The organism is Labrys monachus (genome assembly GCF_030814655.1).
GTDB classification, from domain to species: domain Bacteria; phylum Pseudomonadota; class Alphaproteobacteria; order Rhizobiales; family Labraceae; genus Labrys; species Labrys monacha.
The window spans coordinates 5132302-5158935 of sequence record NZ_JAUSVK010000001.1 but is presented as its reverse complement, the minus strand read 5'-3'; the positions used below and the strand labels follow the sequence as shown (position 1 = coordinate 5158935).

General features: G+C 66.2%; 26 protein-coding genes and 1 tRNA gene. 16 read left to right on the top strand and 11 right to left on the bottom strand.

The features are described from left to right. Nucleotides 1-5: 5 nt before the first annotated feature. Nucleotides 6-305 carry an ArsR/SmtB family transcription factor gene (locus tag J3R73_RS23605; RefSeq protein WP_307432943.1) on the bottom strand — a complete coding sequence of 100 codons (300 nt, stop codon included), beginning with the start codon at nucleotides 303-305 and terminating at the stop codon, nucleotides 6-8. Between the two features lie 138 nt (nucleotides 306-443). On the opposite strand from J3R73_RS23605, the gene J3R73_RS23600 reads away from it, so the two are divergent. Together J3R73_RS23600 and J3R73_RS23595 are read left to right on the top strand one after the other, a co-directional pair. After that, a complete protein-coding gene (locus J3R73_RS23600; protein ID WP_307432941.1) occupies nucleotides 444-1508 on the top strand; it encodes an alkene reductase in 1065 nt (354 codons plus the stop codon). A gap of 144 nt (nucleotides 1509-1652) precedes the next feature. Then, nucleotides 1653-2009, top strand: a complete 357-nt coding sequence (locus J3R73_RS23595; protein WP_307432937.1) for a GPW/gp25 family protein — start codon at nucleotides 1653-1655, stop codon at nucleotides 2007-2009. Nucleotides 2010-2021: 12 nt separating this feature from the next. Here the strand turns inward: J3R73_RS23595 and J3R73_RS23590 are convergent, their stop codons facing one another. Further along, nucleotides 2022-3629 carry a peptide chain release factor 3 gene (locus J3R73_RS23590; RefSeq protein ID WP_307432934.1) on the bottom strand — a complete coding sequence of 536 codons (1608 nt, stop codon included), beginning with the start codon at nucleotides 3627-3629 and terminating at the stop codon, nucleotides 2022-2024. Nucleotides 3630-3844: 215 nt separating this feature from the next. On the opposite strand from J3R73_RS23590, the gene J3R73_RS23585 reads away from it, so the two are divergent. Further along, nucleotides 3845-3919: transfer RNA gene (locus tag J3R73_RS23585), tRNA-Gly, on the top strand. Between the two features lie 138 nt (nucleotides 3920-4057). Here the strand turns inward: J3R73_RS23585 and J3R73_RS23580 are convergent. Next, nucleotides 4058-4996 carry a LysR family transcriptional regulator gene (locus J3R73_RS23580; protein ID WP_307432932.1) on the bottom strand — a complete coding sequence of 313 codons (939 nt, stop codon included), beginning with the start codon at nucleotides 4994-4996 and terminating at the stop codon, nucleotides 4058-4060. A 120-nt stretch (nucleotides 4997-5116) separates the two neighbouring features. On the opposite strand from J3R73_RS23580, the gene J3R73_RS23575 reads away from it, so the two are divergent. The 4 genes from J3R73_RS23575 to J3R73_RS23560 all read left to right on the top strand — a co-directional run bounded on the left by J3R73_RS23575 (nucleotide 5117) and on the right by J3R73_RS23560 (nucleotide 7851). Next, on the top strand, nucleotides 5117-5665 hold the full coding sequence (locus J3R73_RS23575; RefSeq protein WP_307432929.1) for a carboxymuconolactone decarboxylase family protein: 549 nt from the start codon (nucleotides 5117-5119) through the stop codon (nucleotides 5663-5665). Nucleotides 5666-5751: 86 nt separating this feature from the next. Continuing rightward, nucleotides 5752-6612, top strand: coding sequence for an alpha/beta fold hydrolase (locus J3R73_RS23570; protein ID WP_307432927.1), 861 nt, complete (start codon nucleotides 5752-5754; stop codon nucleotides 6610-6612). An 88-nt stretch (nucleotides 6613-6700) separates the two neighbouring features. Beyond that, nucleotides 6701-7087 carry a nuclear transport factor 2 family protein gene (locus J3R73_RS23565; RefSeq protein WP_307432925.1) on the top strand — a complete coding sequence of 129 codons (387 nt, stop codon included), beginning with the start codon at nucleotides 6701-6703 and terminating at the stop codon, nucleotides 7085-7087. Beyond that, the gene (locus tag J3R73_RS23560; RefSeq protein ID WP_307432922.1) at nucleotides 7084-7851 is read left to right on the top strand and encodes an SDR family oxidoreductase; all 768 of its coding nucleotides are present in this window, start codon (nucleotides 7084-7086) and stop codon (nucleotides 7849-7851) included. The genes J3R73_RS23565 and J3R73_RS23560 overlap by 4 nt, the downstream gene beginning before the upstream one ends. A gap of 87 nt (nucleotides 7852-7938) precedes the next feature. On the opposite strand, the gene mug is transcribed toward J3R73_RS23560, so the two are convergent. After that, nucleotides 7939-8463 carry a G/U mismatch-specific DNA glycosylase gene (gene mug / locus J3R73_RS23555; RefSeq protein ID WP_307432919.1) on the bottom strand — a complete coding sequence of 175 codons (525 nt, stop codon included), beginning with the start codon at nucleotides 8461-8463 and terminating at the stop codon, nucleotides 7939-7941. 254 nt (nucleotides 8464-8717) lie between these two features. On the opposite strand from mug, the gene J3R73_RS23550 reads away from it, so the two are divergent. From J3R73_RS23550 to J3R73_RS23535, 4 genes are all read left to right on the top strand, one after another. Continuing rightward, nucleotides 8718-9098 (top strand): nuclear transport factor 2 family protein, encoded by a 381-nt coding sequence (locus J3R73_RS23550; RefSeq protein ID WP_307432916.1) that lies wholly within the window; start codon nucleotides 8718-8720, stop codon nucleotides 9096-9098. A gap of 347 nt (nucleotides 9099-9445) precedes the next feature. Next, complete coding sequence (locus tag J3R73_RS23545) at nucleotides 9446-10084, top strand: TetR/AcrR family transcriptional regulator (RefSeq protein ID WP_307432913.1); 639 nt, start codon at nucleotides 9446-9448, stop codon at nucleotides 10082-10084. Between the two features lie 139 nt (nucleotides 10085-10223). Next, nucleotides 10224-10478 carry a hypothetical protein gene (locus J3R73_RS23540; protein ID WP_307432911.1) on the top strand — a complete coding sequence of 85 codons (255 nt, stop codon included), beginning with the start codon at nucleotides 10224-10226 and terminating at the stop codon, nucleotides 10476-10478. 22 nt (nucleotides 10479-10500) lie between these two features. After that, nucleotides 10501-13683 (top strand): bifunctional cytochrome P450/NADPH--P450 reductase, encoded by a 3183-nt coding sequence (locus tag J3R73_RS23535; protein WP_307432909.1) that lies wholly within the window; start codon nucleotides 10501-10503, stop codon nucleotides 13681-13683. 30 nt (nucleotides 13684-13713) lie between these two features. Here the strand turns inward: J3R73_RS23535 and J3R73_RS23530 are convergent, their stop codons facing one another. Then, nucleotides 13714-14700, bottom strand: coding sequence for an amidohydrolase family protein (locus J3R73_RS23530; protein WP_307437644.1), 987 nt, complete (start codon nucleotides 14698-14700; stop codon nucleotides 13714-13716). 13 nt (nucleotides 14701-14713) lie between these two features. Next, the gene (locus J3R73_RS23525; protein ID WP_307432907.1) at nucleotides 14714-15430 is read right to left on the bottom strand and encodes an SDR family NAD(P)-dependent oxidoreductase; all 717 of its coding nucleotides are present in this window, start codon (nucleotides 15428-15430) and stop codon (nucleotides 14714-14716) included. A 133-nt stretch (nucleotides 15431-15563) separates the two neighbouring features. Here J3R73_RS23525 and J3R73_RS23520 point away from each other — a divergent pair, with 133 nt between their 5' ends. After that, the gene (locus J3R73_RS23520; RefSeq protein ID WP_307432903.1) at nucleotides 15564-16499 is read left to right on the top strand and encodes a LysR family transcriptional regulator; all 936 of its coding nucleotides are present in this window, start codon (nucleotides 15564-15566) and stop codon (nucleotides 16497-16499) included. A 33-nt stretch (nucleotides 16500-16532) separates the two neighbouring features. Here the strand turns inward: J3R73_RS23520 and J3R73_RS23515 are convergent, their stop codons facing one another. The 4 genes from J3R73_RS23515 to J3R73_RS23500 all read right to left on the bottom strand — a co-directional run bounded on the left by J3R73_RS23515 (nucleotide 16533) and on the right by J3R73_RS23500 (nucleotide 21777). Then, nucleotides 16533-17291 carry an SDR family NAD(P)-dependent oxidoreductase gene (locus J3R73_RS23515; protein WP_307432900.1) on the bottom strand — a complete coding sequence of 253 codons (759 nt, stop codon included), beginning with the start codon at nucleotides 17289-17291 and terminating at the stop codon, nucleotides 16533-16535. Nucleotides 17292-17367: 76 nt separating this feature from the next. Continuing rightward, nucleotides 17368-18399, bottom strand: a complete 1032-nt coding sequence (locus tag J3R73_RS23510; protein ID WP_307432897.1) for an aldo/keto reductase — start codon at nucleotides 18397-18399, stop codon at nucleotides 17368-17370. 249 nt (nucleotides 18400-18648) lie between these two features. Then, on the bottom strand, nucleotides 18649-20088 hold the full coding sequence (locus tag J3R73_RS23505) for an amidase (RefSeq protein ID WP_307432894.1): 1440 nt from the start codon (nucleotides 20086-20088) through the stop codon (nucleotides 18649-18651). A gap of 60 nt (nucleotides 20089-20148) precedes the next feature. Further along, on the bottom strand, nucleotides 20149-21777 hold the full coding sequence (locus J3R73_RS23500; protein WP_307432891.1) for an ABC transporter substrate-binding protein: 1629 nt from the start codon (nucleotides 21775-21777) through the stop codon (nucleotides 20149-20151). 305 nt (nucleotides 21778-22082) lie between these two features. On the opposite strand from J3R73_RS23500, the gene J3R73_RS23495 reads away from it, so the two are divergent. The 4 genes from J3R73_RS23495 to J3R73_RS23480 are packed head-to-tail and all read left to right on the top strand — an operon-like array spanning nucleotide 22083 to nucleotide 25858. Further along, complete coding sequence (locus tag J3R73_RS23495) at nucleotides 22083-23096, top strand: ABC transporter permease (protein ID WP_307432888.1); 1014 nt, start codon at nucleotides 22083-22085, stop codon at nucleotides 23094-23096. After that, nucleotides 23089-23934 (top strand): ABC transporter permease, encoded by an 846-nt coding sequence (locus tag J3R73_RS23490; protein WP_307432886.1) that lies wholly within the window; start codon nucleotides 23089-23091, stop codon nucleotides 23932-23934. Before J3R73_RS23495 ends, J3R73_RS23490 begins: the two co-directional genes overlap by 8 nt. A 2-nt stretch (nucleotides 23935-23936) precedes the next feature. After that, nucleotides 23937-24893 carry an ABC transporter ATP-binding protein gene (locus J3R73_RS23485; RefSeq protein WP_307432883.1) on the top strand — a complete coding sequence of 319 codons (957 nt, stop codon included), beginning with the start codon at nucleotides 23937-23939 and terminating at the stop codon, nucleotides 24891-24893. After that, nucleotides 24893-25858: an ABC transporter ATP-binding protein gene (locus J3R73_RS23480; RefSeq protein ID WP_307432880.1), complete on the top strand. Its 966-nt coding sequence runs from the start codon at nucleotides 24893-24895 to the stop codon at nucleotides 25856-25858. Before J3R73_RS23485 ends, J3R73_RS23480 begins: the two co-directional genes overlap by 1 nt. A gap of 11 nt (nucleotides 25859-25869) precedes the next feature. On the opposite strand, the gene J3R73_RS23475 is transcribed toward J3R73_RS23480, so the two are convergent. Then, nucleotides 25870-26457, bottom strand: a complete 588-nt coding sequence (locus J3R73_RS23475; RefSeq protein WP_307432877.1) for a cupin domain-containing protein — start codon at nucleotides 26455-26457, stop codon at nucleotides 25870-25872. Nucleotides 26458-26634: the final 177 nt, after the last annotated feature.

Sequence of the window (26634 nt, the reverse complement as noted above, 5' to 3'; positions counted from 1 at the left end):
GGGTGCTACTCCGCGAATTGCAGGACGGATTGCAGCAATCCCGGGAATTTCTCCTCGATTTCCGGGCGCAGCGCCACGAAGCAGCGCGTGCCCTCCTTGCGGTGGACGACGAGGCCGGCTTCCCGCAATTGCTTGATGTGATGGCTCAAGGTCGAATTGGCGATGTTGCAGTCGAATTCGGTCGACCCCTTCTCGCCTTCCCGGATCAGGGTGGCGACGATATTGAGACGCACGGGATCGCCCAGGGCGGCGAGCACGCCGATCAGGTGGATCTCCTTCACGTCGGGGTGAGGGTGTTGCTTCATGCGCCCGCTTGCCTATATTCGATTTCCATCGAACTTTGAGAATTGAGTGTCAGGGCATCAGAACCGCAAATGTGGCGGAATGGCAAACGATGCCGTGGCGCGAACTCCGATCGATTGAACAAAGATGAGGTTTTTCCGATGCCGACCCTGCAGGATCCGATCCGGATCGGTGCGCTCGATCTTCCCAACCGTATCATCATGGCCCCGCTGACGCGCACGCGCGCCAGCGAAGGACGCGTCCCCAACGCACTGATGCGCGACTATTACGTACAGCGTGCCTCCGCCGGCCTCATCATCACCGAGGCGACCTCCGTGACGCCGATGGGCGTCGGCTATCCCGACACGCCCGGCATCTGGTCCAGGGAGCAGGTCGAGGGCTGGAAGGCCATCACCCGGGCCGTTCACGACGCCGGCGGCCGCATCGCGCTGCAGCTGTGGCATGTCGGCCGCATTTCCGACCCGGTCTATCTCGGCGGGGCGCTGCCGGTGGCGCCGAGCGCCATCGCGGCCGCCGGCCATGTCAGCCTCATCCGGCCGGAGAAGCCCTATGTGACGCCGCGGGCGCTCGACCGCGAGGAACTTCCCGGCATCGTCGAGGCCTATCGCCTCGGCGCCGCCAACGCGCTGGAGGCCGGCTTCGACGGCGTCGAGCTGCACGGCGCCAACGGCTATCTGCTCGACCAGTTCCTGCAGGACTCGACCAACCGGCGCACCGACGACTATGGCGGCTCGATCGAGAATCGCGCCCGCCTGATGATGGAAGCGACAGACGCGGTGGTGTCGGTCTGGGGCGCCGACCGCGTCGGCATGCATCTGGCGCCGCGCGGCGATAGCCATAGCATGGGCGATTCGGATGCGCCGGCCCTGTTCACCTATGTGGCGAGGGAGCTGGACGCCCGCAAGCTCGCCTTCATCTGCACCCGCGAATCGACCGACAAGCCGGCGATTTCCCCCCTGATCCGCAAGGCGTTCGGCGGCGCGTTCATCGCCAACGAGAAGTTCACCCTCGAAAGCGCCGAGCAGCTGGTGGAAAGCGGCGGGGCGGACGCCGTTGCCTTCGGCAAGCTCTTCATCGCCAATCCGGACCTGCCGCGGCGCTTCGCCGAGAGGGCCGAACTTAACGCCTGGAACGCCGCCACCTTCTACGCCAAGGGCACGGAAGGCTACACGGACTATCCGGCCCTCACCCCCGAGACGGTCTGACCCGCAGCCGCGGCGGGCCTTTCATGCCTGTCGTCGGCCGATCGCTATCGCGCAGCTCAGCGCGATAGCCCCCTTGCGGCGGGAGGCGAGAACGGCGAGAGTCGCGCCGCGGCGTGTCGACCCCGTCCGCGGAGGGAAGTTGCCTTGAAGGATATCGATCCGACCCAGCCCGACGCCGCGATTATCGAGGATATTCCTGCAGCCGACGAGGCCATCCGCGTCCTCCTGCTGACGCGCCCGGGCGAAAAAGAGTCCGAGCCCGACTACGGTTTTCCCATTCTCGAAGTGGCCGATGGCCGCAGCCGCTCGCGTTCCGGCTTTGACCGCAGCGAGGTGATCGAGGCGGCGCGAGACGCGATCCTGCGCTGCGTGCCGGGAATCACGGTGCAGGACATCGAACCGGAAATGACAACGACCAATCAGGTCCAGGCCGTCGACGTCGGGTTCGAGATCATCCAGTCCGGCAAGACCGGCCGGGTCCGCGTCGAACTGCCGATATAGGACGGACCGGGCCTATTTCGGCTTCTTCACATCCTTGATGTCGGCGAAGACGATCGCCGGCGAGCGCTCGCCCTGGTAGCGCAGGTCGAAGGCCGATTTCGCCATGAACACGGGATCGCCGTCGAGATCCTCGGCGATCGAGAAGCTGTGCGAGGTCACGAAGCTCTCGAGTTCCTGCTTGGTCGGCGCCGAAATCCAGCGTGCCAACGCGAATTCCGAAGGCTCGAAGCGGATCTCCAGGCCATATTCGGCCTCGAGCCGGTTCTGCAGCACGTCGAGCTGCAGCGCGCCGACGACGCCGACCAGCGCCGGCGAGCCGTCGCGCGGCCGGAACACCTGCACCACGCCTTCCTCCGCCAGGTCCTGCAGCGCATCCCTGAGCTTCTTGGCCTTCATCGCGTCGGGCAGGCGCACGCGGCGCAGGATTTCCGGCGCGAAGCTGGGCACGCCGAGGAAGGCGATGTCCTCGCGCTCGGTCAGCGTGTCGCCGATGCGCAGCGCGCCGTGGTTGGGAATGCCGACGACGTCGCCGGCATAGGCTTCCTCGGCCAGCGCGCGGTCCTGCGCGAAGAAGAATTGCGGGGCGTTCAGGCTCATCGACTTGCCCGTCCGCACCTGCTTCACCTTCATGCCGCGCGTCAGCTTGCCCGAGCACAGGCGCACGAAGGCGATGCGGTCGCGGTGGTTGGGATCCATGTTCGCCTGGATCTTGAAGACGAAGGCGGAGAGGTTGTCCTCGGTCGCGGCCACCATGCGGGTGGCTGCGGCCTGGTCGCGCGGCGGCGGAGCATAGTCGCCCAGCCCCTTCAGCAGGTCGCCGACGCCGAAATTCTTGATCGCCGAGCCGAAGAACACCGGCGTCATATGGCCTTCGCGGAAGGCGGCGAGATCGAATTCGCCGCAGGCCTCGCGCACCAGCGCGATCTCCTCCGCCGCCGTATCGGCATCGATCGAGGGCACCGCGGCGGCGAGCGCGGCGCTGTCGCCGGCCGTGACCGGAATCGGCGCGGTGTCGCGGTCGAGCAGGCGGACATGGCCGGCCTGCAGATCATAGGTGCCGGCGAAATCGCGCCCGCGCCCGAGCGGCCAGGTCATCGGCACGGTGGAGAGCGCCAGGGTCTTCTCGATCTCGTCGAGGAGATCGAAGGGGTCGCGGCCCTCGCGGTCCATCTTGTTGATGAAGGTGACGATCGGAATGTCCCGCAGGCGGCAGACCTCGAACAGCTTGCGCGTCCGCGCCTCGATGCCCTTGGCGGCGTCGATCACCATGACGGCCGAATCGACGGCCGTCAGCGTGCGGTAGGTGTCCTCGGAGAAGTCCTCATGGCCCGGCGTGTCGAGCAGGTTGAAGACGAGGCCCTGATATTCGAACGTCATCACCGAGGTGACGACCGAAATGCCGCGCTCGCGCTCGATCGACATCCAGTCCGAACGCGTGTTGCGCCGGTCCGCCTTGGCCTTGACCTGGCCGGCGAGCTGGATCGCGCCGCCGAACAGCAGCAGCTTCTCCGTCAGTGTCGTCTTGCCCGCATCCGGATGGGAGATGATGGCGAAGGTGCGCCGGCGCTCCACCTCGCGTGCGAGGGGGCTGGACGTGGAGGCATGGGAAAGGTCGTTCAAGGCGAAACCGTTCTAAAAGCCGAAACGCGCCGGCAGCATGGAGATTTGGCGCGCTTTTGCCACGAAACCGCTGCCGCGTCACCCAACGATTGCAAACAGCGACGGGGATGAAAGGCCGTCCCGTAAAATTTCTGCCATTTGCCTGTTGCAATCCGCGGCTGCGTTTGGCATAGGAGCGGCCGTCGGCGCTGCCGACACGCATCGGACGATGTGATGCGGGAGTAGCTCAGGGGTAGAGCACAACCTTGCCAAGGTTGGGGTCGAGGGTTCGAATCCCTTCTCCCGCTCCAATCCTTCGAAAGAGGGGTTGAAGCCAAAAAACGGTCCTTCGGGGCCGTTTTTGCGTTTGGGGCTCGTTTGGGTGCTGTCTGATCGGCCGCCCCTCTTGCTGCTCCAGGGTGTTGGACCTTCCCGTATCGAGACAGCGTTCAGGATCGCCGTACAGCATTGGCATGCGGCGTCTGCTCCGCGATGATGCGCAGTCTCTCCTGGAGCCGTGGCGCGACGAAATCCAGGAAGGCGCGCAGCTTCAGCGGCTGCTGCTGCTGTGCGGCATGCACGAGGTGCACGGGAAAGGGCGGCGGCGCCCAGTCGGATAAGAGGGGCACCAGCGTTCCATCGCGGATGCCTGCCGCTGCCTGATACGACATCACACGCGCGATTCCGAGACCGGCCACGGCCCCGCCGATCACCCCTTCCGCCGTGTTGACCGAAAAGCGGGGGGTGACCGCGAGCTGGTGGATTGTCCCTTCGCTCGCAAAACTCCAGTCGCGATAGCGTTGCAGCCCTTCGAGCGCGATGAAGTCATGACCTTGGAGGTCGGCGAGCGCCCGCGGCTCGCCCCGCCGGCGGAGATAGTCCGAGCTGGCGCATACCACCCATCGGACCTCGCCGACACGCCGCGCGAGCAAAGCGCTGTCCGGCAACCGTCCAATCCTCACCGCGACGTCGATGTGGTTCTCGATGAGATCGATGACCCCGTCGGACAGGACGAGCCGCACGGTGACCTCCGGATAGGCCGCAAGGAAGTCGTGAACGACCGGCGCCACGTTCAGCACGCCGAACGCGATTGGCGCCGTAACCAGGACTTCGCCACGCGGCGCGCGATATTCTCCCGACGCCGCCCGCTCCGCCTCGGCCAGTTCCTCCAGCACGCGACGCGACGATGCGACGAAAGCCGCGCCGGCTTCGGTCAGCAGGAGCCTGCGGCTGGTGCGCACCACCAATTGCGATCCCAGATGGGCTTCGAGGTCGGACACCCGGCGGCTCACCGTCGGCAGCGGCACCGCCAAGGTTCGCGACGCGGCGGAGAGGCTGCCGCCGTCGACCGCGGCCACCAGCGTGCGCATCGCCTCAAACCGATCCATCCCGCCTCTCATATTATGGAAGTCTGACTTCCAGCGATAACGCCTACTGCCGCTTTGCGGAAGGCAATATCCCTTTGTGCAGCAGCCGATCGCGGCTCAGCCGACCAGGAGCGAAGGCCCATGTCACGAATTCCGGTCCCCGCCGTCGAGCACGTATCTGCCGAATCGCAGGCGCTGCTCGCCGGCGTGAGGAGCCGGCTCGGCGCCGTGCCGAACATGTACCGCATCATCGCGAACAGCCCTGCGGCGCTGGAGGCCTTTCTCGGCTTCTGCAATGCGCTCGACAAGGGCGGCGTGGACCGGCTTACCCGCGAGCGCGTCGCGCTGGCCGTCGCCGAGGCGAACGGCAGCGACTATTGCCTGTCGGCGCAGACCTACCGCGTCCGCAAGGCCGCGATACTCGATGACGCGGAGATCACGGCCAATCGGAATGGCGCGTCGAATGACATCAAGGCGGATGCGGCGGTCCGCTTCGCCGCAAGGCTCGCCCGCGAACGGGGGCAGGTCGGCGAAGCGGACGTCGAGGCGATGAAGCGAGCCGGCTACTCCGACGCGGATATCGTCGAGGTCATCGCCACCGTCGCCATCAATGTATTCGCAAACATCATCAACGAAGCGCTGAAGACCGACATCGACTTCCCGCGCATAAGCGCCCGCAGAGCCGCCTGATCCGCTGCAGTTCAAGCACAGCAACGAAGGCGCGTCTGCGCGCGTCGGCGAACCCTTTCCCACGCCCTCAACCCAGGAGACCTGCCATGTCCGTTCATTTCAAGACCGCCGATGTCGACGGCCTCGAAGTCTTCTACCGCGAGGCCGGTGATCCCGCGCGACCCGTCGTGCTTCTGCTTCACGGCTTCCCCAGCGCAAGCCATATGTTCCGCGACCTGATCCCGCAGCTGGCCGACCGCTACCATGTGGTGGCGCCCGACCTTCCGGGCTTCGGCATGACCGAGCAGCCGGCGCGGGACCGGTTCGCCTACACCTTCGAGAACATCGCCAACGTGGTCGGCCGTTTCACCGAAGTCCTCTGCCTCGGCAAGTTTGCGCTCTACGTCTTCGACTATGGCGCGCCGGTCGGCTTCCGCCTGGCAGTGAAGCATCCCGAGTGGATCAGCGCCATCGTCACCCAGAACGGCAACACCTATCTTGAGGGCGTCTCGGATGCCTTCGCGCCGGTTCAGGCCTACTGGAAGGCGCCGACGCAGGCCAATCGCGACGCGCTGCGCGGCTTCCTGACGCCGCAGACGACGCTGTTCCAGTACACGCATGGCGTCGCCGATCCCAGCCTGGTCTCGCCCGACGGGCGCAATCTCGACGACTTCTATCTGGCGCGGCCGGGCAATGACGAGATCCAGCTCGACCTCCTGCTCGACTACCAATCGAATGTCGCGCTCTACGACACGATCCAGGCCTATCTGCGCCGGCATCAGCCGCCTGTCCTGGCCATGTGGGGCAAGAACGACCCGTTCTTCATTCCGCCCGGCGCGGAGGCGTTCAAGCGGGACGTGCCCTCGGCCGAAATCCGTTTCGTCGAGAGCGGCCACTTCGCGCTGGAGACCCATGCGCACGAGATCGGCGCGGCGATGCGCGCGTTTCTCGCCAGGCATATCGGCTGATGCCCTGTCCGGGCGCCGGCGGCGCCCGGATTTCTCTGTTTGCCCCGGGCGGTCGCCCGCCCGCCATCACCCCTGAAGGAGACCGACAATGAACACGCCCACCGAAATCATTCGCAGCTTCTACGACAAGCTCGCGTCCGGCGACGCTCGCGGAGCCTTGGGCCTGATGGCGCCCGACATCGAGTGGATCACGATGTGGCACTATCAGGTCAACGGCCGCGGCCCCGAGCGCGTGGCTGAGGACCTGTTCAAGCCGCTGATGGCGGAGTGGTCGAGCTTCGCTTTCGTCCCGACGGAGTTCATCACCGAAGGCGACACCGTGGTGTCGCTCGGCGAGTTCACCGGCGTCCATGCCATGACGGGCAAGAAAGCCGACGCCCGCTATGCTCACGTCTGGACTGTCGGGGACGGCAAGATCGCCCGCTTCCGCCAGTATATCGATACGCGGGCCGTTGCCGAGGCGCGCCGGTCATGAGCCGCGTCGCCATCGTCACGGGCGCGAGCCGAGGGATCGGACGCGCAACGGCCATCCGCCTGGCCCGAGACTTCGGTGCCGTGGTGGTGGTGGCACGCAGCGCAGAAGCGCTGGCTGTAACCGCCGACGCGGTACGAGCGGTGGGAGCGGAGCCTTTGGTCCTCGCACGGGACCTGCGCGAGCCGGAGGCCGGCGAGGCGGTCGTCCGGGCCACGCTCGACCGGTTCGGCCGCATCGATGCGCTGGCCTGCATTGCCGGCGCCGTGCCGCAGCTCGACCTGTTCGAGCTGACCGACGAGCAATGGGACGATGGCCTGGCCTTGAAGTTCCATTCGGCGCGGCGCCTGACGATCGCCGCCTGGGAGGCGCTCAAGGTCTCCCGCGGCTCGGTCGCGATCACCTCGGGGACCTCTGCCTATGCGCCCAAGGCATCGCTGGCGGCCGTCGGCACCATCAATGCGGCGATCCTGGCGCTGGCAAAGGCTTTCGCGGACCGCGGCATCAAGGATGGCGTGCAGGTCAACACGATCCTGCCGGGATCGGTCATGACGGACCGGCGCCGCTCCATGCTGCAGGGCTATGCCGACGCTCACGCGCTGGCGCTCGATGCGGCGACCGAGCGGTTCGCCACCGAGGTCGGAATCGCCCGCTATGGGCAACCCGACGATATCGCCAACGCCATCGCCTTCCTGTTCGCGCCCGACAGCCAATGGGTTACGGGCGCGGCGATGCGGATCGACGGCGGAGAAACGAAGGTCCTGTGATGGCCGCGACCGACGCCGGCGGGCGGTCGGGGTGTGGCGGCGGACCTGTCGACATGATCCCGATGCCCGGCGGCGGCAATCGCGAGACTATGCCGGAAGGCGGCTCCGGGCTGCCGCCAGGTAGAGTTGGCGGTAGGCGCCGACCAGTTGATCGAGAGAGAAGGCGCGGTTTCGTCCGCTGGGATTGGGCAGGACCCAAACGGCGGCACCGCCGAAGGCGGTCGGCTGAGGCCCCCAGCCGATCTCTCTTTGACCGGATAATACGGAATAGGCGGCCTTGCCGAGAAAGCCGACGTAGCGCGGCGCATAATGCGCGATCTTCTGCTCGAAATGCGCAGCAGCCGCGATGAAGTCCTGTGCCGACAATTGATCCGCCCGCGCCGTCGGGCGGTCGACCACCGTCGTCAGCCCATATCCGTGCTGCAGGATGGTGCGATCGTTCTCGGGAAGGATTTCCTCCGGAGTGAAGCCGGCGAGGCGGATCACGCGCCAGAACCGGTTGCTCCTGCCGGCAAAATGATGCCCCGCGGCGGCCGCGGTCATTCCGGGATTGATCCCGCAGAAGACCACCGCGAGGTGTTCGGCGAGGATGTCCGGGAGCGCGTCGGCCATGATGCTTCACAGATCCAGAGAGAGCCCAGATGAAGCTTTCGGTGCTCCCCGGCAAATCCACAAGGGCCGACGGCATCGGGATCTTACGACCCGCCAGCCGCCATAGTACACAAGGCTGGCTGGGACGCAGGTCCGCAAAATGGCGGCCTGCCATATTTTCCCTTGCCGAGCGTTCGTGATCGGGGCGGCATGGACGGCCAGAGTGCCCCGGCACGGAGCAGCCCGGCCTCAACGACGGGAGCGGGAGTGGCGGCATGGACGAGAACGGGATTCGAGCGGCGCTGGATCGCCACTGGGCCACCTCGGACACCAATGATGTCGATGTCGAGCACGAGATCTACCGGGAGGACGCCGTGCTCGAATATCCGCAATCGGGCGAACGCATCAGGGGCCGGCACAACATCCAGGCCTCACGCGTCGCGCAGCCGAGCGCGAAGCGCTTCACGGTGCGCCGCATCGTCGGCGCGAAGGATCTCTGGATCACGGAATTCATCCTCACCTATGACGGTCGGCCATCCTATTGCGTGAGCGTCATGGAGTTCGTGGACGGTAAGGTGGCCCGCGAGACCCAATATTTCGCCGATCCGTTCGAGCCCGGGCCCTCGCGCGCGCAATGGGTCGAGCGAATGGGATGAAATCGGCGCGGCAGTGCGACGTCCCGTGTTCGACCGGGCAGACGTCGCCCATCGACATCGCTTGAAGCCGCTGGTTCGACGGCGGAACCGAGGCAAGCGGAACGCGGCGCATCCCTCTTTTCGCGACGAATCCCCCCAAGGAGCAATCCATCTTCCTCGCCCGGCGTCGGCCGGTTTTGACGGCCTGCCGAAGAGCTGAGGGAGGGATCCGGCCAAAAATGCATCGGAGGCCTTGCCAAACCGTATCGTCGGAATAAATGTACATGTGAACATATATATTGGAAGCGGATCGCCGCATGCGTGAAAACTCGCAGAGGCCCCGGCCGAGAGGCCGCCGAACGAAGGACATGCCGGCCGGCCGCGAGGCCCTGCTGGCTGCCGCAAGGCGCGCCTTCGCCTCCCAGGGCTTCGACGCGGCCGATGTGCGCAGCATCGCGGCGGAGGCGAACGTCAGCCCGAACCTCGTCCGCGTTCATTTCGGCAACAAGGCGGCGCTCTGGGAGGCCTGCCTCGATGCGATCGTCTCGGAGTCGCGGCCCGTCATGGAGGCGATCCGTCGCATCGCCACGGACCCGTCCCGCGCTCTGGCCGAGCGGTTGCGCGAGACGATCTTGAGGGGCGGCGAATTCTATGCGGCACACCCCGATGTCCGGGATTTCGTCACCCGCAGTTCGACCGACATGCCCGAACGTGCCGAGCGGCTCAACACGCTTCTGTTGACGCCCGCCTATGAATCGAGCCGGGAGCTGTTCGCGGCCGGGATCGAAGCGGGCATCATCCGCAGCAGCCACCCGGCGCTGTTCTTCGCGCTAGTGACGGCCGCCCTCAACCAGCCGCCAGCCTTTCCCGCGCTGCTGAACCGCCTGGCCCCGGAGATCGATATCGCCTCGGCGCGGGACCGGATGATCGAGACCGTCGTCGCCACCCTTCTCCATCTTTCGCCTGTCGATCCGTCCGATCAACCGCAGCAACGGAGCCGCGCATGACGGACACCGACAACCGGATCGACGTCCCTCCTCACCCGATTCCTCCGGCTTCGCTCGCCGCATGCAGGGGAGGGGCATGACGGAACCGGCCGACCGCGCCCGCAACCGATGATTCCGAAACCGGCTTGGGAGTTCCCTGATGAAAACGCGACTTGCTCTTGTCCTGCTGGCTGCGACCGTGACGCCGGCACTCGCACAGTCGATCCCGACCGAGGCCCAGCAGCGGCAGGCCTGTAAGGGCGATGCCATGCGCCTGTGCGCCGCCGACATCCCCAACATGGATCGGATCAGGAGCTGCATCATATCTCAGCACGACCAGCTCAGCCCTCCATGCCGCGCCGTCGTCGATGCGGGCCTGAGAGCCCGGGCGGCGTCCAGGGCCCCGCAGCAGTAATTGGTGCGAAAGGACGGTCCTCATGATCGAACAGCCAACCGCCATTCCCCAGCCCAGGCCGATGCCTCTCATCGGCAATCTGCCTGACATCGACGCCAAGGCGCCGGTGCAGAGCCTGATGCGGCTTGCCAGGGTTCACGGATCTATTTTCCGTCTCACTGTGGCCGGCACGACCGTCACCATTCTCGGTTCGCAGGAATTCGTGAACGATGTCTGCGACGAGAGCCGTTTTGCCAAGAAGGTCCACCGGCCTCTGCAAGTGCTCCGCGACCTCGGAGGAGACGGCCTTTTCACCGCCTATAATGAGGAACCGAATTGGGCCAAGGCGCACCGGCTGCTGATGCCGGCCTTCGGTCCCCTCGGCATCCGCTCGATGTTCGACAAGATGGAGGACATCGCCGGGCAGATGATGCTTCGATGGGAACGGTTCGGACCGGACGCCACCATCGACGTCGCCGACAACATGACCCGCCTCACGCTCGACACCATCGCGCTGTGCGCGTTCGACTATCGTTTCAACAGCTTCTATCAGGACCAGATGCACCCCTTCGTACACGCGATGGTGGGTGCCCTCGACGAGGCCGGCGCCCGGGCTCGCCGCCCCGACCTCGTCTCGAAGCTCATGCTCCAGACGACACGCCGCTACGAAGCCGATAGGACCCTCCTGAATCGGGTCGCCGACACCCTCATCGCCGAGCGCAAACGCGATCCCGAGGGGAAGACGCGCCATGACCTGCTGAACTTGATGCTCGAAGGCCGCGATCCGGAAACCGGCGAAGGGCTGTCGGAAGAAAATGTCCGCTATCAGATGCTGACATTCCTGGTGGCCGGCCACGAGACAACGAGCGGCCTCCTGTCGTTCGCCCTCTATCTTCTCCTGCGCAATCCCGAGGTTCTTCAGAAGGCGAGAATGCAGGTCGACGGGGTGCTCGGCGACGAGACGCCCCGGATCGAACATCTGGCCAGGCTGCGCTATATCGAGCAGATCCTGCAGGAAAGCCTGCGGCTCTGGCCGACGGCGCCCGCCTTCGCGGTCGCGCCGAAGGCACCCACCCTGCTTGCGGGCCGCTACCCGGTCACACCCGACGACACGCTGTTCGTGCTCACGCCGATCCTGCATCGAGATCCCAAGGCGTGGGGCGAGGATGCCGAGGCGTTTCGCCCCGAACGTTTCGATCCCGCCGTCGCGGCGGCATTGCCTCCTAATGCCTGGAAGCCGTTCGGCAACGGCATGCGATCCTGCATCGGGCGCGGCTTTGCGCTGCAGGAGGCGCATCTGGTCCTCTCGATGATCCTGCAGCGCTTCGATCTGACCGAGGCCGATCCCGGCTACAAGCTGGAGGTGGCGGAGACGCTCACCCTGAAGCCGCACGGGTTCCGCATCCATGCGCGCCGTCGCAGCGACGTCGCGGTTAGGCCGCGCACCGCCACCCCTTCCGCACCGCCGCGCAAGCTCGCACCCCGCTCACCCGCGCAGAACTCCTCGGAGGCGACCACACCCTTGCTGGTGCTCTATGGCAGCAACACGGGCTCGTGCCGGGCCTTCGCCGAGCGGATTGCCGGCGAGGCCGCAGCCCAGGGCTATGCGGCGCAGGCTGCGCCGATGGACGACTATGTCGAGCGCCTTCCCAAGGATGGTGCTGTCATTGTCGTCACCGCCTCCTATGAAGGCCAGCCGCCCGATAATGCCCGGGGCTTCCTGGCCTGGATCGAGAGTCTGGGGCCGGATGCGCTTGCGGGTGTGCGGTTCGCGGTGTTCGGCTGCGGCAACCGCCAATGGGCTCGCACCTATCAGGCGATCCCGAAGCGGACGGACGCCGCCTTGGAAAAGGCCGGCGCCACCCGCGTCAAGGCACGCGGAGAAACCGATGCCGGCGGTGATTTCTTCGGCGGGTTCGAGGCTTGGTCGACCGATCTGTGGGCCGCCCTCGGGAGGGCGCTCGGCAAGGAGACTGCGGCGCCGGCCGCAGCGGGCCTGGACGTCGAGATCATTCGTTCCGGCCGGGAAGCGTCGCTGCGCCTGAGCGATCTCGACCAGGGCCGCATCGTCGAGAACCGTGAACTGGTCGACATGTCCTCGCCGCTGGCGCGCTCCAAGCGCCATATCGAGATCGTGCTGCCCGAGGGCATGACCTACCGCGCCGGCGATTATCTTGCCGTGCTGCCGCGCAATCCTTCCCAGGACGTCGCACGCGCCCTGCGCCGCTTCAGCCTCGCGCCGGATACGCAGGTCGTCATTCACAAGGGGCCGGGGATATCGAGCGCGCTGCCCGGCGACTATCCGATCGCGATCGGCGAGGTGCTGTCCGCCTATGTGGAACTGGCTCAGCCCGCCACCCGAGTTCAGGTCAGGCAACTCGCGGAAGCGACCCGTTGCCCCCCGGATCGCAAGGCTCTCGATTCGCTCGCCCAGCCCGAGCGATATGAAACGGAGGTGCTGGCACAACGAGCGAGCGTTCTCGATCTGCTGGAGCGGTTTCCGGCCTGCGAGTTCGGGCTGGGCGCCTTTCTTGCAGCCCTCCCGCCCATGCGGGCGCGGCAATATTCCATTTCCTCCTCGCCGCTGCGCGACCCGGCGCGGTGCTCCCTGACGATTTCGATCCTCGATGCACCTCACCTGAGCGGCGCGCGCCGCCATCTTGGCGTGGCATCGACCTATCTCGCCGGCCTCGAATCCGGCAGCCGCCTCTCGGTCGCGGTACGTCCCTCCCAGGCGGCCTTCCACCCGCCGGAAGATCCCTCCACGCCGATCATCCTGGTCTGCGCCGGCAGCGGGATTGCGCCGTTCCACGGTTTCTTGCAGGAGCGGGCGATCCAGAAGGCGGCCGGGCGCGACGTCGGTCCGGCATTGCTGTTCTTCGGCGTCACGCATCCGGATGTCGACTATCTCTATCGTGACGAGATGGCCGCGTGGCAGAGGAACGGCGTGGTCGAGGTCCATCCGGCTTTCTCAAAGGCCCCCGACGGCGATGTTTGCTATGTGCAGCATCAGGTATGGGAGCGTCGAAACGAGATCGCCGACCTGTTCCGGCAGGGCGCAACGGTCTTCGTGTGTGGAGACGGCGAGCATATGGCTCCCAATGTCCGGGCGACATTCTTGCGCATCTACAGAGAAGCCACCAAGGCCAGCGCCGAGGAGGCCGAGGCATGGGCCGACAAGATGGAGCGTGCGTATAGCCGCTACGTCGCCGACGTCTTTGCCTGAGGGAGCGCGATATCGGGCAGGCCGACGCGCTCAAGCGCGAATTTGGTCGGAAATCAGCCGCATCCAGTTGCCATGGGCAAAGCCGGCTTTCGCCGCCTCGCCGAGGCCGCAATTCTCCAGGAAGCGCCGGGCGTCGCGGCCGGTCCGGTATTGATAGGGGAAGTCGGTGGAAAAGAGCAGGCGATCGGCGCCGACCGTCGCCAGCGCCCGTTCCAGATAGTGGGGAAGGAACATGCCGCTGGCCGTGACGTAGAGGTTCCTGCGCAGATAGGTGGCGATGGGATGAGCGAGGCCGGCCACCCGGTCCAGCGCGGCGAGGCGTTCGGCATAGAACAGCACCAGTTCGCCCCAATGGCCGAGGATCACCTGAAGGCCCGGCATGCGGTCGAAGGTGCCGGCCAGGACCAGACGCAGAAACTGCACGCCCGCGTCATAGTGCCAGCCAAGCCCATAGGTGGCGAAGGCGGCGTCGACCTGCGGGCTGAAGCCCGAATAATACGCCGTTCTCACCGCCATCTCCGGCACCCGGGGATGAAGCAGGATCGGCGCATTCAGGCAAGCCGCGCTGCGCAAAACGGGCAGGAGGTCGGGATGGTCCAGGTTGCGGGTGCCGACCCGCCCGCACAGCATCGTCCCCTTGAAGCCGAGCGCCGTGATGCAGCGCTGGAGTTCGAGCGCGGCTTCGTCGGGCATCGCCACCGGCAGCGTCGCCAGCGCCTGGAAGCGATCGGGATGTCTCGCGACGGCCTCCGCGACGGCATCGTTGACGCGCCGCGCCAGATCGACGGCTTGCGGTCCGAGGTCGTGGAGCGCCGGCGTGGTGAGAGACAGGACCTGAACGTCCACCCCGCTCTCATCCATGAGGGCGAGGCGTTGCTCGGCGAGGTCGAGGAGACGCCGCTCCAGCGTGCCGGAATGAAAAGCGACGCTCGGGTCCGACGCGTCCAGGCCGATCGCATGCCAGGCGTCGCGAATCTCAGCCGTGAGAAAATGCTCTTCGATACCGATCAGCTTCATCACGATCACGCTCTCACCAGGGCACGGTGCGGCCGAGATAATCGAGATATTCCAGGCCCGGCCTTTCCCGCTTCGACAGGAGAACGTTCACCAGACTCGGGATGCTTTCCTCGATGCTCAGCCTTGCGTCCGGTCCCCCCATGTCGGTCCGGACCCAGCCGGGGGCCATAATCGCCATGGCCCGCGATGTTCCGGCGTGACGGGCGGCGAAACTGCGCATGAACATGTTCAGGGCCGCCTTGCTGCCGCGGTAGACCTCGCGCTGGCCGGTCTCGTTGTTGGCGATGCTGCCCTGTCCGGACGACATCACGCCGATCAGCCCCGTCGCAGGGACGTATCGCTCCAGGCTCTCGATGACGCGCATCGGGCTCAGCGCATTGGTGACCATGATTCTTATGAACTCGTCGGTCGTCACATCCGCGATCGTTTCGGCCGGGTTGTTGGTCACGCCCGCATTGACGAACAGCATATCGAATATCCTGCCCGACAGCCGGTCGCGCAACGCCGCGACCTGATCGGGCTCGCAGATGTCCAGGATCTCGATCTCGACCCGGCCTTCATTGTCGTCCGCGAGGTCGTGCAGCCTGGTTCGGCTTCCGCCGCCTCGGACCGTGCCGAGGACGTTCCATCCCTTGTTCAGGAATTCGGCAGCCATCGCGTGGCCGAGACCGCGGGATGCGCCGATGAGCAGGATTGTAGGGGAGGGTGCAGTCGAAACGCTTGCCGGCATGGGTCGATCTCTTTCGCGGGCTAGGGTGTTCGGGATTATGACCGGCCGGGCGAAAGGCGCCAGACGCATCGAGGTCAAGATATCCTTGCATCAGACGCTATGTCAGACGGCGCGGATGGCATAGGGTCGGTCCATGCACAATTCGGATGTGGACCTGAACCTCCTCCTCGCGCTGGACATATTGCTCGCCGAAGGCAGCGTCACCGGCGCGGCCCGCCGTCTCGGCTTGAGCGCCTCCGCCATGAGCCGGACGCTCGCGCGGCTTCGGTCGGCAATCGGAGACCCCCTGCTGGTGCGGGCCGGGCGCGGGCTCGTGCCCACGCCGCGCGCCGCCGAATTGCGCGATCGCGTCCATGAACTCAGCCGGGAGGCGCGCGCGGTTCTCCGGCCGCACAACACGCAGGTGGACGCGGCAGCGCTCGAAATGACGTTCACCATCCGCGTCAGCGAGGCGTTTCTGGAATTCCTGTCAGGCCCGGTCGTCACCGCCGTGGCGCAAGCGGCGCCGGGCGTCCGCCTGCGGTTCGCGCCCAAGCCCGACAAGGACGCGCGTCCGCTTCGCGAAGGTCTGGTCGATCTCGAAATCGGCCTGCTCGGGACGTCCGCGCCCGAGATACGCACCCAGTTCCTGTTCCATGACAGACGCGTCGGCGTGGCCCGTGTCGGGCATCCGCTTCTGGCCGGCGAAGGCGTTACGCCCGAGCGCTATGCCGCCTGCAGACATGTCGTGGCATCGCGGGAGGGAGATGTCGTCGAGCCGATCGACGGCGCCCTGGCGACGCTCGGCCTCAGGCGGGCGGTCATGGTCATCGTACCCGGCTATCCCGATGCGATGCGGATCGCCCGCCAATCGGACCTCGTTGCGCTCGTACCCCGATCCTGCCTCGGCAATGCCATGGCGAACGACCACCCGGCCATGTCCGGTCTTGCGAGCTTCGAGCCTCCGCTTCCCCTGCCGTCGTTCAGGATATCGGCGATGTGGCATCCCCGCATGGATGCCGACCCGGCACATCGCTGGCTGCGGAACATGGTGATGTCGGTCTGCCGGACGGCCTATCCCCCGAGGTGACGTTGGGAGAAGCCGCAGGGCGAACGTCCCGCATCACCAGGCAATCGTGCTGTTTTCCCAGCGCGTGAACGTCCCCGTCGGACCGTCCTTGCCCAGCAGCGCGACGCGCACCGCCTCGCGGGCCCCCTCCTCGACGGTCTCGGTGCCGGCATAGCCGTTGAGGTTCGTCCGGGTGAATCCCGGGGAGACGGCGTTGACCCTGATCCCCTCCGGCTCCAGCTCGATCGCCATGGCGACCGTCAAGGCGTTGAGCGCCGTCTTGGACGCGGGATAGACCGGGCCGAAGATGGAGCGGTAGGCGAAGGCGGGGTCCGAATTCGTCGTCAGCGAGCCGACGCCGCTCGACACGTTGACGATGCGGGCACCCGGCGTCTGGCGCAGCAGCGGCAGCATCGCCTGGTAGACGGCGAGGACACCGAACACGTTGGTCTCCCACACCGCGCGCATTTCATCGAGCGACACGTTGCTCGGACGCGTCGTCCTCGCATAGTCCTCGACGGTCTGGCCGGGCCGCTTGCTGGTGTTCGAGATCGCCGCGTTCTGGATGAGCACGTCGAGGCGCCCGAACGCGCTGCGGACCCGCTCCGCCGCTGCGGCGATCGAGGCCGCATCCGTCACGTCGAGCTGGAGCGCATGGGCGTCCGGGCCGACCTCCCCGGCCGCAGCCACGCCGCGCTCGAGATTGCGCGACCCCACCAGCACGGTGAAGCCATGGGCCACGAGATCCTTCGCGATCTGGAGGCCGATCCCCTGATTGGCCCCGGTGACCAGGGCGACGGGTTTGTCCTGCATCGTCATCTCCTTCGAATGGGTATTGTCCGCCCGGCAATCTCGCCACTCGCGTGGCTCCGGGCGCCGGCCTTCGGGATCATGCCGCGGCGCGGGCGCCGGCTGGCCGACGGCGCAGATCGCTCTTCAGGATCGCGGGCGGACGATAGGCGGCCTCGTTCAATCCGGCATCGGTTCCGGGCGGGACGATCTCATCGATCCGGTCCAGCACGTCGTCGCCGAGGCGGACCTCGGCGCCGGCGAGCAGATCGTCGAGATGCTGCATCGTGCGCGGCCCGAGAATGGCCGAGGTGACGCCCGGGTGGGCCATCACGAAAGCCATCGCCATATGGGTGAGCGACACGCCCGCCTCTTCCGCCACCGGGATGAGCTGCTCGACCGCCTCCAGGCTGCGCGCATCGGACATCTGCCGGGGCATGTATCTCACGCGCAGGCTGTCGGGCAGCGGCTGCCCCTTGCGGTAGCGGCCGGTGAGCATCCCCTTCGACAGCGGGCTCCAGACCAGGACGCCCATGCCGTAGCGCTCGCAGGTGGGCAGCATGTCGAATTCGATGCCGCGATCGAGGATCGAGTAGGGCGGCTGCTCGGTCCGGAAACGCGCGAGCCCGCGCCGCTCGGCGGACCACTGCGCTTCGACGATCTCCGACACCGGGAAGGTCGAGGAGCCGATCGCTCGAACCTTGCCCGCACGCATGAGATCGGTGAGCGCCGACAAGGTCTCTTCGATGTCGGTGTCCGGCGCCGGCCGATGGATCTGGTAGAGGTCGATGCAGTCCGTCTGCAGGCGGCGCAGCGAGTTGTCCACTTCCTGCATGATCCAGCGCCGCGACGTACCCTGCTGGTTCGGATCCTCGCCCATCGGCCCGGATATCTTGGTCGCGAGCACGATCTTGTCGCGACGCCCCTTGAGCGCCTTGCCGACGATCTCTTCGGACTCGCCGGCGCTGTACCGGTCGGCCGTGTCGATGAAGTTGATGCCGAAGTCCAGAGCCTTGTGGATGATGCGGATGCACTCGTCGTGATCCGGGTTGCCGATCCCGCCGAACATCATGGCGCCCAGGCAATAGGGGCTGACCTTGATGCCTGTCCGGCCCAATGCGCGATACTGCATGGTCTCTCCTCAGCAGAATTTTCGGGCCCATCCGACGGATGGACCGGAAAATTGCTGCGTCCCTTCAAGAGTATTGCAGCGATAGGCCGATGCCGCATGGCCCTGCTGCTGTGACGCCAAAGCGGAACTATGTTCCGATTTAATACGGAACGTCGTTCCGATTTGCAAGCGGGGTGTGCGGAGAACATTTCGGCGGCGGCAGGAGGGGACGAGACCGGCGACCCAGCAGCATGCGGTCGTCCCGGCCGGTCAGATCGGCGGCCGGATATCCTTCCAGGGCCTGACCGCTTCGAACGCAGCCGCGGCCTTCAGGACCGTTGCGTCGTCCAGGTGACGTCCCATGATCTGCAGCCCGACGGGAAGGGCCTGTCGGGACCAGCCCGCCGGCACGCTGGCGGCGGGCTGGCCGGTCAGGTTCGCGGGGAAGGCTGTCGGCGTCCACGCATCGTCATCGACCGGCCTTCCGTCGATCTCGCCCGGACCGTCGCGATCGATCGGGAAGGGCAGGGTCGATACGGTGGGCGTGAGGAGCAGGTCATATCCGGCCATGAAGCGCGCCATGGCATTGGCCGCAGCCTTACGGCGAAAATTGGCGGCGATGAACGCCTCCGCCGTCCAGGCCGCGCCCAGCAGGCGGGCGAGCCCGGCCGACAGGGCCGGGTTGCCCTGTTCCGCCCGGAGCCTCCTCAGGCCTTCGAGGTCGGTATCCATCGCCACGACGGCCCGGAACGTTTCGATCTCCCATCCGAACGGCGGCGGCTTCTCTTCGACCGTGCAGCCGAGATCGTCGGCGAACGCCCGTGCCGCTCTTGCGCAGATGTCGCGGACTTCGCGGTCGAGAGGCCGCCCGCCCCAATCGGCGCAATAGGCGATGCGCAGGCCGAGATGCCGGCCGGGCGCCGGCAATGCCCAGTCGACGTCGCCGCCGGGTATCGAATGGCGGTCCCGGGGATCGGGGCCGGCGATGACCGAGAGCATCAGGGCGGCATCCGCCACGGTCCGGGTGATGGGGCCGATATGCTCGATCGTTTCCCATCCGGAAACGCCCGGCAAGCCCTCGTCGCGGCAGCCGGGCCAGAGCGGCACCCGGCCCATCGACGCCTTCATGCCGAAGAGACCGTTGAAGGCCGCGGGCAATCGGACGGAGCCGCCGCCATCGCTGCCGACGGCCATCGGCGCGATGCCGGTTGCGACGGCAACGGCGGACCCGGCGCTCGAACCGCCCGATGTCAGGGCCGGATTCCACGGGTTGCGCGTGGTCGGGAACAGGGGATTGTGCCCGAATCCGCCGAAGCCGAATTCCGAGACATTGGTCTTGCCGATGATGATCGCGCCGGCGGCCCGCAGCCGTTCGACGACGATATCGTCCGCGTCGGGGATGAAGTGCTCGTAGAGCCGCGAGCCGAATGCGGTTCGCATGCCGCGCGTCAGCACGAGATCCTTGACCGGGACGGGCACGCCGGCGAGCGGCCCGGCCCGCTCACCCTGCATGATCGCCGTCTCCATCGCCCTCGCCGTCGCCAGGGCCTCGTCGGCGGCGATGGTGACGAAGGCATGGAATCTCGGATTGAGGGCCTCGATTGCCGCGAGCGAGGCTTCGGTCACCTCGACGGGTGAGCGACGCCGTGCGGCGACGTCGGTCGCGATCGTCCGTGCGTCGAGCGACGCAAGTTCGGCTGTGGTCAGCATGATGCCTCGGCGGGAATGAGATCAGGAAGCCGCCACGGCCGGCGCCGCGGCGGCTTTGTCCTATTTCTTGCGAGACAGCGTGCGGTAATCGAGGGTCAGGTGGAACCAGTAGGTATAGCCTTCGATGGCCGGCTGCATGGCGACGTCGCGGTAGTCCTGGGCGAGCGGGATGCGCGGAACGTCGTCGAAGGCCTTCTGGATGAAGCCCTTGACCTCCGCGTCATAGGCGGCCTTGTCGGTCTCGAAGCGAGCCTTCTCGATGAGGGCATCCATGTCGGGGTTGACGTAGTTCATGTCGTTGAAGACTGAATTGTTGATGCCGTCATACGTCCAGTAGAAATAATAATCGGGATAGTTGAGCCATGCCTTGAAGCTCATGATGAGGAACGGCATCTTCTTCTGGCCGAGCCTGGTATACCAGTCGGCGCCCGGCACCTTCTCGATGCTCACATCGACGCCGATCTTCTTGAGGCTGTCCTGAATGAGCAGGGCGATCGGCTCGCGCGTGGATGCGGTGCTGACGTCGTAGGAGATCGTCGTCTTGAAGCCGTCCGGATAGCCTGCCTCCGCGAGCAGCGCCTTGGCCTTCCCGATATCGGTCACATAGGGCGACGGCTGCGGCCAGGCGGTCGTCGTCACCTGCTTCGACCCGCCCGACATGACGGTGCCGCGGCCGTAGAGCGCGTTGCTCATGATGTCGCCATACGGGATCGCATAGGCGATGGCCTGGCGGACCTTCGGGTTGTCGAAGGGCTTCTGCGTCACGTTCATGTCGACATAGAGGAGCTCGCTGTCGACGGGCGTGCCGATCACCTTCAGTCTGCCTTCCTTGACGAGTTCCGAGAAATCCTTCGGCGGCAGGTTGAAGGAAAGGTCCGCATCGCCCTTTTCAAGCAGCGCCCGGCGCGTGCCGGCCGAGGCGATCTGCCGTTCGACGATCTTCTCGAAGGCCGGAAGCGGCCCGGACTTCCATTGGTCGAAGCGCTTGAAGTCGATCTCGCTGCCCGGCTTCCATTTCGCCACCTCATAGGCGCCGCCACCCGCGTCGTTCTTTCCGACCCACGCCATGGCCCACGGATCCGCCGCGGTCGCGTGCTGCCTGGCCAGCTCCGAATTCACGATCTGGGCCACCGGGACGGCGAGATTGGCCAGGACGAGCTTGTTGGGCTTGGGGAAGTCGACCTTGATCGTGTAGTCGTCGACGACGACGAACTGGTCGGGCGAGGTCATCTGGCTCGCCCCCATCTGGATGGCGGGAAAGCCGCCGGCCGCGATGGCGCGATCGAGGGACCATTTCACGTCCTTGGCGGTGACCGGCTTGCCGTCGTGAAATGTGGCGTCCTTGCGGAGATGGAAGGTGACGCTGCTGTTGTCGGCGGCGAGATCCCAGCTTTCCGCGAGTTCCGGCGCGAACCGCGTGTAATCGTAGGAGAAGGTGCCGTCGGGCAGCTTGATTCTCGGATGCGTGATCAGCCGGTCATAGACGTTCCAGGAGACCTCGTGGGTCGGGACGTTGGCGGTGCCGCCATGGATGTCCAGCGTGGCGGGACCCTCCTCGGTCACGACGACGAGGGTGTTGTCGGGACTCTTCGCCAGCGCCGGAAAGGCGGCCGTAGCGGCGAGGCTGATCAGCGTGGCCTGAAGTGCGGGCCGGAGAAAGCCGGCTGCTTTTTGAGCGGGGCGTACCAATTCCGTCTCCTGTGGTCGAATCTGAAAGCGGTGAGGGCGTGCGAGCGATATGCAGGTGACTTTAATGCAAGCTACATGCCAATCACGCACTAACTTGATTATTCGGCATGGGAGCGAAGCTCGGCGACAAGGCGAGCGGAACATGCATAAAAATCATGCACATCCATGCCGTTTTTCGTATCCGGCGCCACCGAATTAGGCTTCCGCGTCGTGCGGCCGGCCGAGAGCATAGCTCCGAGCCGTGAAAATTCATGTGGCACCCATCTTGCATGCATGAAAATCAAGTGAATCCGGATTCTTGATCGATGACCCGCCTCATCCTCAGCCGCCTCCTGAGCGCATTGCCCAATCTGGCCGGCGTGGTGCTGCTCACCTTCATTTTGACCCGGATGCTGCCGGGCGATCCGGCCGCCTATTTTGCCGGCCCGGCCGCCACGCCCCAATCCATCGAGCAGGTGCGCCAGCAGCTCGGCCTCGCCCGAAGCGCGCCCGAGCAGTTCTACGGCTACGTCCTGCAGCTGGCGCGGGGCGATCTCGGCAAATCCCTGACCTCGGGCCAGACCGTGCTGGACGATCTCGTCGCCCGTCTTCCGGCCTCGCTCGAATTGACGGTCGCCGCCTTGCTGCTGGCGAGCCTGGCGGGGATCTCGCTCGGGGTCGGGGCTGCCGTCAGGCCGGGGGGCGTCGTCGACCACCTCTGCGGCCTCCTGTCCGCCCTGGGGCAGGCCATGCCGACCTTCTTCCTCGGCCTGCTGCTCGTCTTCGTCTTCTATTATTTGCTCGGATGGGCGCCGGCGCCGCTCGGCCGGCTCGACATCGGCTATCCGTCGCCCGACGACATCACGGGCTTCTGGCTGATCGACACGCTGCTCGAAGGCGACTTCGACGGCTTCGTCGGGGTCTTCAAGCAATTGGTGCTGCCGGTCGTCACGCTCGGCCTGTTCGGTATCGGACCGATCGCCCGCATGACGAGGGCCGGCATGATCGAAGTGCTCGGCAGCGACTTCGTGAGGACCGCGAGGGCCGCCGGCCTGCCGCCCTGGAAGGTGCTCTGGGTCTATGCCTTCCGCTCCGTCCTGGTACCGGTCCTGAATACCATCGGCATGGTCTTCTCGTTCATGCTCGGTGCGAATGTCCTGGTCGAGAAGGTCTTCGGCTGGCCGGGAATCGGCGCCTACGCCATCGACTCGGTCCTGGCCTCGGACTTCGCGCCCATCCAGGGCTTCGTGCTGCTGATGGCGGCGCTCTACGTCCTCATCAACCTCCTCATCGACATCGTCGCCGTTCTCCTCGATCCACGGGTAAGATTTGATGGCTGAGCTCGTTGTACTCAAGCCCGGATCGCAGGCGAAGCCGCGCCCGCGGATACGGCTCGCGATCGCGGTCGCATGCATCTTTCTCTTTCTGGCCGCCGCCGGTCCGGCGATCGCCCCCTACGACCCCTTGCGCATCGACGCGTCCGTGGCGCTCGCCCCGCCCTCGCTGTCCCACTGGTTCGGCATCGATCAGGTCGGAAGGGACATCTTCTCGCGGGTGCTGGCCGCCACGCAGATCGACCTCCTGACCGCGCTTCTCGCCGTCGCCTCGTCGTTGGCGGTCGGCACCGCCATCGGGGCGTTCGCCGGCTGGGCCGGCGGCTGGGCGGATGCCCTGATGTCCCGCCTGCTCGATACCATCATGGCCTTCCCGCTCTTCGTGCTGGCGGTCGGCATCGCCGCCGCGCTCGGCAACTCGATGTCGAGCGTCGTGCTCGCCACCGCCGTCGTCAACCTGCCCTTCTATGCACGCCAGGTGCGCACCGAGGTCAATCGGCGCCGCAGCGCCGGCTACGTCGAAGCCGCGCGGCTTGCCGGCATCGGGCCGGTGACGATCGTGGTCGGCCACATCCTTCCGAACCTGCTGCCGCCGCTCATGGTCCAGTCCTCGCTCAACATGGGCTGGGCGATCCTCAACGCGGCGGGCCTGTCCTTCATCGGGCTCGGCATCCGGCCGCCGCAGCCCGAATGGGGCATCATGGTCGCCGACGGCGCGTCCTACATGATTTCGGGAGAATGGTGGGTCTTTGCCTTCCCGGGCGTGACATTGATGCTCGCCGTGCTGGGATTCTCCCTGATCGGCGACGCGCTGCGCGACCATTTCGATCCGCGGAGGGCATAGGCATGTCGACGCTCCTGGCCCTCGACGGCTTCTCCATCACATTCCCCGGCAATCCGGCGGGAAACGCCACCGTCGACGGCGTCAGGCTGTCGATCGGTAAGGGCGAGATCCTCGCTTTGGTCGGGGAAAGCGGATCGGGGAAATCGCTCCTCGCCCATGCGATCGCCGGCATCCTGACCGGCGCCGCGCGGATCGAGGCCTCGACCTTCACCTTCGGCGGCATCGACCTGCGCGACCGGTGCGCTCCGGGCTGGCGGGATCTGCGGGGACGTGAGATCGGCATCGTCTTCCAGAATGCGCGGGCGGCGCTCAATCCGGTCCGCAAGGTCGGGCGGCAGATCGCCGACGTGCTCGCCGAGCATCGGCAGCTGCGGGGCAAGGCTCTGCGCCAGGCTGCGATCGAGGCCCTCAAGGCCGTCCGGATCCCCGACGCCGAGCGCCGCTGGCATGCCTATCCCGGGGAGCTGTCGGGCGGGATGTGCCAGCGCGTGATGCTCGCCATCGCGATGGCCGGCAACCCCGCCCTGCTGATCGCCGACGAGCCGACGACGGGGCTCGATACCACGACGCAGGCCGCCATCCTCGACCTGATCCTGGCGCAAGCGAGGACCCGCCGCATGGCCTGCATCCTGATCACCCACGATCTCGCTTTGGCGATGCAACGCGCCGAACGCGTGATCGTGATGCATGCCGGCCAGGTGGTGGAGGAGGGCGCGGCGGCGACGCTCCTCCACCGACCGTCCCACCCCTACACGCAGGCGCTTATCGGGGCCACGCCCGCGGCCGCCCGCACCGTGGGCGAGCTTGCGGGCATCCCCGGCAGCTTTCCGAACCTTGCCGAAGAGGTCGCCGCCTGCCGTTTCGCCGGCCGGTGCGAGCGCGTCCTCGCACGGTGCCGCCTCGATCGCCCGAGCCTTGCCGGCGCCTCCCACCAAACGGCGTGCTGGAACCCGCTCTGATGCCCCTTCTCGAAGTCGAACAACTGAGCAAGAAATTCCCCGTGGGCGGCCGGCGCATGCTCCATGCCGTCGACGATGTGAGTTTCGAAGTCGATGCCGGCGAAAGCCTCGGGCTGGTCGGCGAAAGCGGCAGCGGCAAATCCACCATCGCCCGGCTGGTTTCCAAGCTCGTCGACGCGGACAGCGGCGCGATCCGTTTCGAGGGCCGCGACATCGGGCCGATCCCGCCCCGCCGGTTCGCCGGCGACCCCGCCAGGCGCAAGATCGGCCTGGTGTTCCAGAACGCCGGCGATGCACTCAATCCGGCCTTCAACGCCGCCCGGAACATCGCCATCGGTGCGGGGACCGGGAATGTCGACGCCGCCCGCATCGCCGCGAAAGCCGCCGAGGCGGGATTGGCGCGCGAATTGCTCGATCGAAGGCCGCACCAGCTTTCCGGCGGCCAGCAGGCGCGGGTCGGGATCGCCCGGGCGCTGATGTCGGAGCCCAGCCTGCTCATTCTCGACGAGCCGACGGCGGCTCTCGACGTCTCCGTCCAGGCGGCGGTCCTGAAGCTGATCGATGCTCTCAGGCGGGAGAAGGACCTGGCGCTGATCTTCGTGTCGCACGACCTCGAGGTCATACGCCTCATGTGCAACAGGGTGATGGTCCTCTATCTCGGACGCGTCGCCGAATATGGACCGGTTGCCGATCTGCTCGAGAGACCCGCCCACCCCTATACCCGCGCGCTCATCGCCGCCAGCCCGGGGAAGCCGGCAGGCGCCGCGCTCCAGGGCGAGCCGCTGAGCCCGATCTCCCCGCCCGGGAATGCCTGCCTCTTCCATTCGCGCTGTCCGCTGGCGATCGAACGCTGCCTCGCGGAGCGGCCGGCCCTGCGCGACATGCCGTCCGGACGCCGGGTCGCCTGCCACCGGGCCGAGGAAACGACGGCTGCGGCGCCATCGTCAGGCTTGCGAGCGGATTGACGCCGGCGGTCTCAATGGATCTGAGGCGTGTTGACCCAGACGATGCGGGCGACCTCCGAGCCGTTGTTGCGGTAGCTGTTCTTGAGATAGGCCTTGAAGAAGAAGGTGTCGCCCTTCCTCATCGTATAGACGGTGCCGTCGATGGTCAGCTCGATCTCGCCTTCGATGAGATAGCCTGTCGCCTCGCCGTGATGGGTGATGTCGTCGGTCTTCTCGCCGCCGGGCTGCACGACATGAATATTGGCCTCCAGCAAGTTCCCGGCTGCGAGCGGTACGATGCGCTCATAGTTGACGCCCTTGCCGCCGCGTAGCGCGTCCCCCGCCACCAGCACCCTGTCGGCGCTCGTCTGCACCAGCTTGTGTTCGTCGATCTCGAGCCCGAAGAACGAGGCGAGGTCACGATCGAGGGCCGTCACGATCTTGTTCAACATCGGCAGCGACGGCATGACCTTGCCGGACTCGATCTTGGAAATCATGCTTTCGTCATAGCCGACCTTCTCGGCAAGGTCCTTCATGCGCATGCCTTTGAGCACCCGAGCATGCCTGATACGCACGCCGACATGTAGCTGCACCGCATCGGCGTCTTTGGTCTTTGCCATACGCATCCTGTCCTTTGATGTGCGGAAACTTAGAGGGAACGGCGTATTACGCAAGTGCAGAGAACGAAATTCACGTGACATGCAAGGCTGAAACGTACGTCCCGGCAGCCCGTCCCCGTCGTCGCGAGGCGGCATCGGGAGATCCGGATCGGCCGATCGAAGGGATCGCGGCCGGCC

What these genes read in the sequence shown, in the direction of transcription:
- J3R73_RS23605 (WP_307432943.1), bottom strand. Translation starts at nt 305, where the DNA reads ATGAAGCAACACCCTCACCCCGACGTGAAGGAGATCCACCTGATCGGC.
- J3R73_RS23600 (WP_307432941.1), top strand. Translation starts at nt 444, where the DNA reads ATGCCGACCCTGCAGGATCCGATCCGGATCGGTGCGCTCGATCTTCCC.
- J3R73_RS23580 (WP_307432932.1), bottom strand. Translation starts at nt 4,996, where the DNA reads ATGGATCGGTTTGAGGCGATGCGCACGCTGGTGGCCGCGGTCGACGGC.
- J3R73_RS23575 (WP_307432929.1), top strand. Translation starts at nt 5,117, where the DNA reads ATGTCACGAATTCCGGTCCCCGCCGTCGAGCACGTATCTGCCGAATCG.
- J3R73_RS23570 (WP_307432927.1), top strand. Translation starts at nt 5,752, where the DNA reads ATGTCCGTTCATTTCAAGACCGCCGATGTCGACGGCCTCGAAGTCTTC.
- J3R73_RS23565 (WP_307432925.1), top strand. Translation starts at nt 6,701, where the DNA reads ATGAACACGCCCACCGAAATCATTCGCAGCTTCTACGACAAGCTCGCG.
- J3R73_RS23560 (WP_307432922.1), top strand. Translation starts at nt 7,084, where the DNA reads ATGAGCCGCGTCGCCATCGTCACGGGCGCGAGCCGAGGGATCGGACGC.
- mug (WP_307432919.1), bottom strand. Translation starts at nt 8,463, where the DNA reads ATGGCCGACGCGCTCCCGGACATCCTCGCCGAACACCTCGCGGTGGTC.
- J3R73_RS23550 (WP_307432916.1), top strand. Translation starts at nt 8,718, where the DNA reads ATGGACGAGAACGGGATTCGAGCGGCGCTGGATCGCCACTGGGCCACC.
- J3R73_RS23545 (WP_307432913.1), top strand. Translation starts at nt 9,446, where the DNA reads ATGCCGGCCGGCCGCGAGGCCCTGCTGGCTGCCGCAAGGCGCGCCTTC.
- J3R73_RS23540 (WP_307432911.1), top strand. Translation starts at nt 10,224, where the DNA reads ATGAAAACGCGACTTGCTCTTGTCCTGCTGGCTGCGACCGTGACGCCG.
- J3R73_RS23535 (WP_307432909.1), top strand. Translation starts at nt 10,501, where the DNA reads ATGATCGAACAGCCAACCGCCATTCCCCAGCCCAGGCCGATGCCTCTC.
- J3R73_RS23530 (WP_307437644.1), bottom strand. Translation starts at nt 14,700, where the DNA reads ATGAAGCTGATCGGTATCGAAGAGCATTTTCTCACGGCTGAGATTCGC.
- J3R73_RS23525 (WP_307432907.1), bottom strand. Translation starts at nt 15,430, where the DNA reads ATGCCGGCAAGCGTTTCGACTGCACCCTCCCCTACAATCCTGCTCATC.
- J3R73_RS23520 (WP_307432903.1), top strand. Translation starts at nt 15,564, where the DNA reads ATGCACAATTCGGATGTGGACCTGAACCTCCTCCTCGCGCTGGACATA.
- J3R73_RS23515 (WP_307432900.1), bottom strand. Translation starts at nt 17,291, where the DNA reads ATGCAGGACAAACCCGTCGCCCTGGTCACCGGGGCCAATCAGGGGATC.
- J3R73_RS23510 (WP_307432897.1), bottom strand. Translation starts at nt 18,399, where the DNA reads ATGCAGTATCGCGCATTGGGCCGGACAGGCATCAAGGTCAGCCCCTAT.
- J3R73_RS23505 (WP_307432894.1), bottom strand. Translation starts at nt 20,088, where the DNA reads ATGCTGACCACAGCCGAACTTGCGTCGCTCGACGCACGGACGATCGCG.
- J3R73_RS23495 (WP_307432888.1), top strand. Translation starts at nt 22,083, where the DNA reads ATGACCCGCCTCATCCTCAGCCGCCTCCTGAGCGCATTGCCCAATCTG.
- J3R73_RS23490 (WP_307432886.1), top strand. Translation starts at nt 23,089, where the DNA reads ATGGCTGAGCTCGTTGTACTCAAGCCCGGATCGCAGGCGAAGCCGCGC.
- J3R73_RS23485 (WP_307432883.1), top strand. Translation starts at nt 23,937, where the DNA reads ATGTCGACGCTCCTGGCCCTCGACGGCTTCTCCATCACATTCCCCGGC.
- J3R73_RS23480 (WP_307432880.1), top strand. Translation starts at nt 24,893, where the DNA reads ATGCCCCTTCTCGAAGTCGAACAACTGAGCAAGAAATTCCCCGTGGGC.
- J3R73_RS23475 (WP_307432877.1), bottom strand. Translation starts at nt 26,457, where the DNA reads ATGGCAAAGACCAAAGACGCCGATGCGGTGCAGCTACATGTCGGCGTG.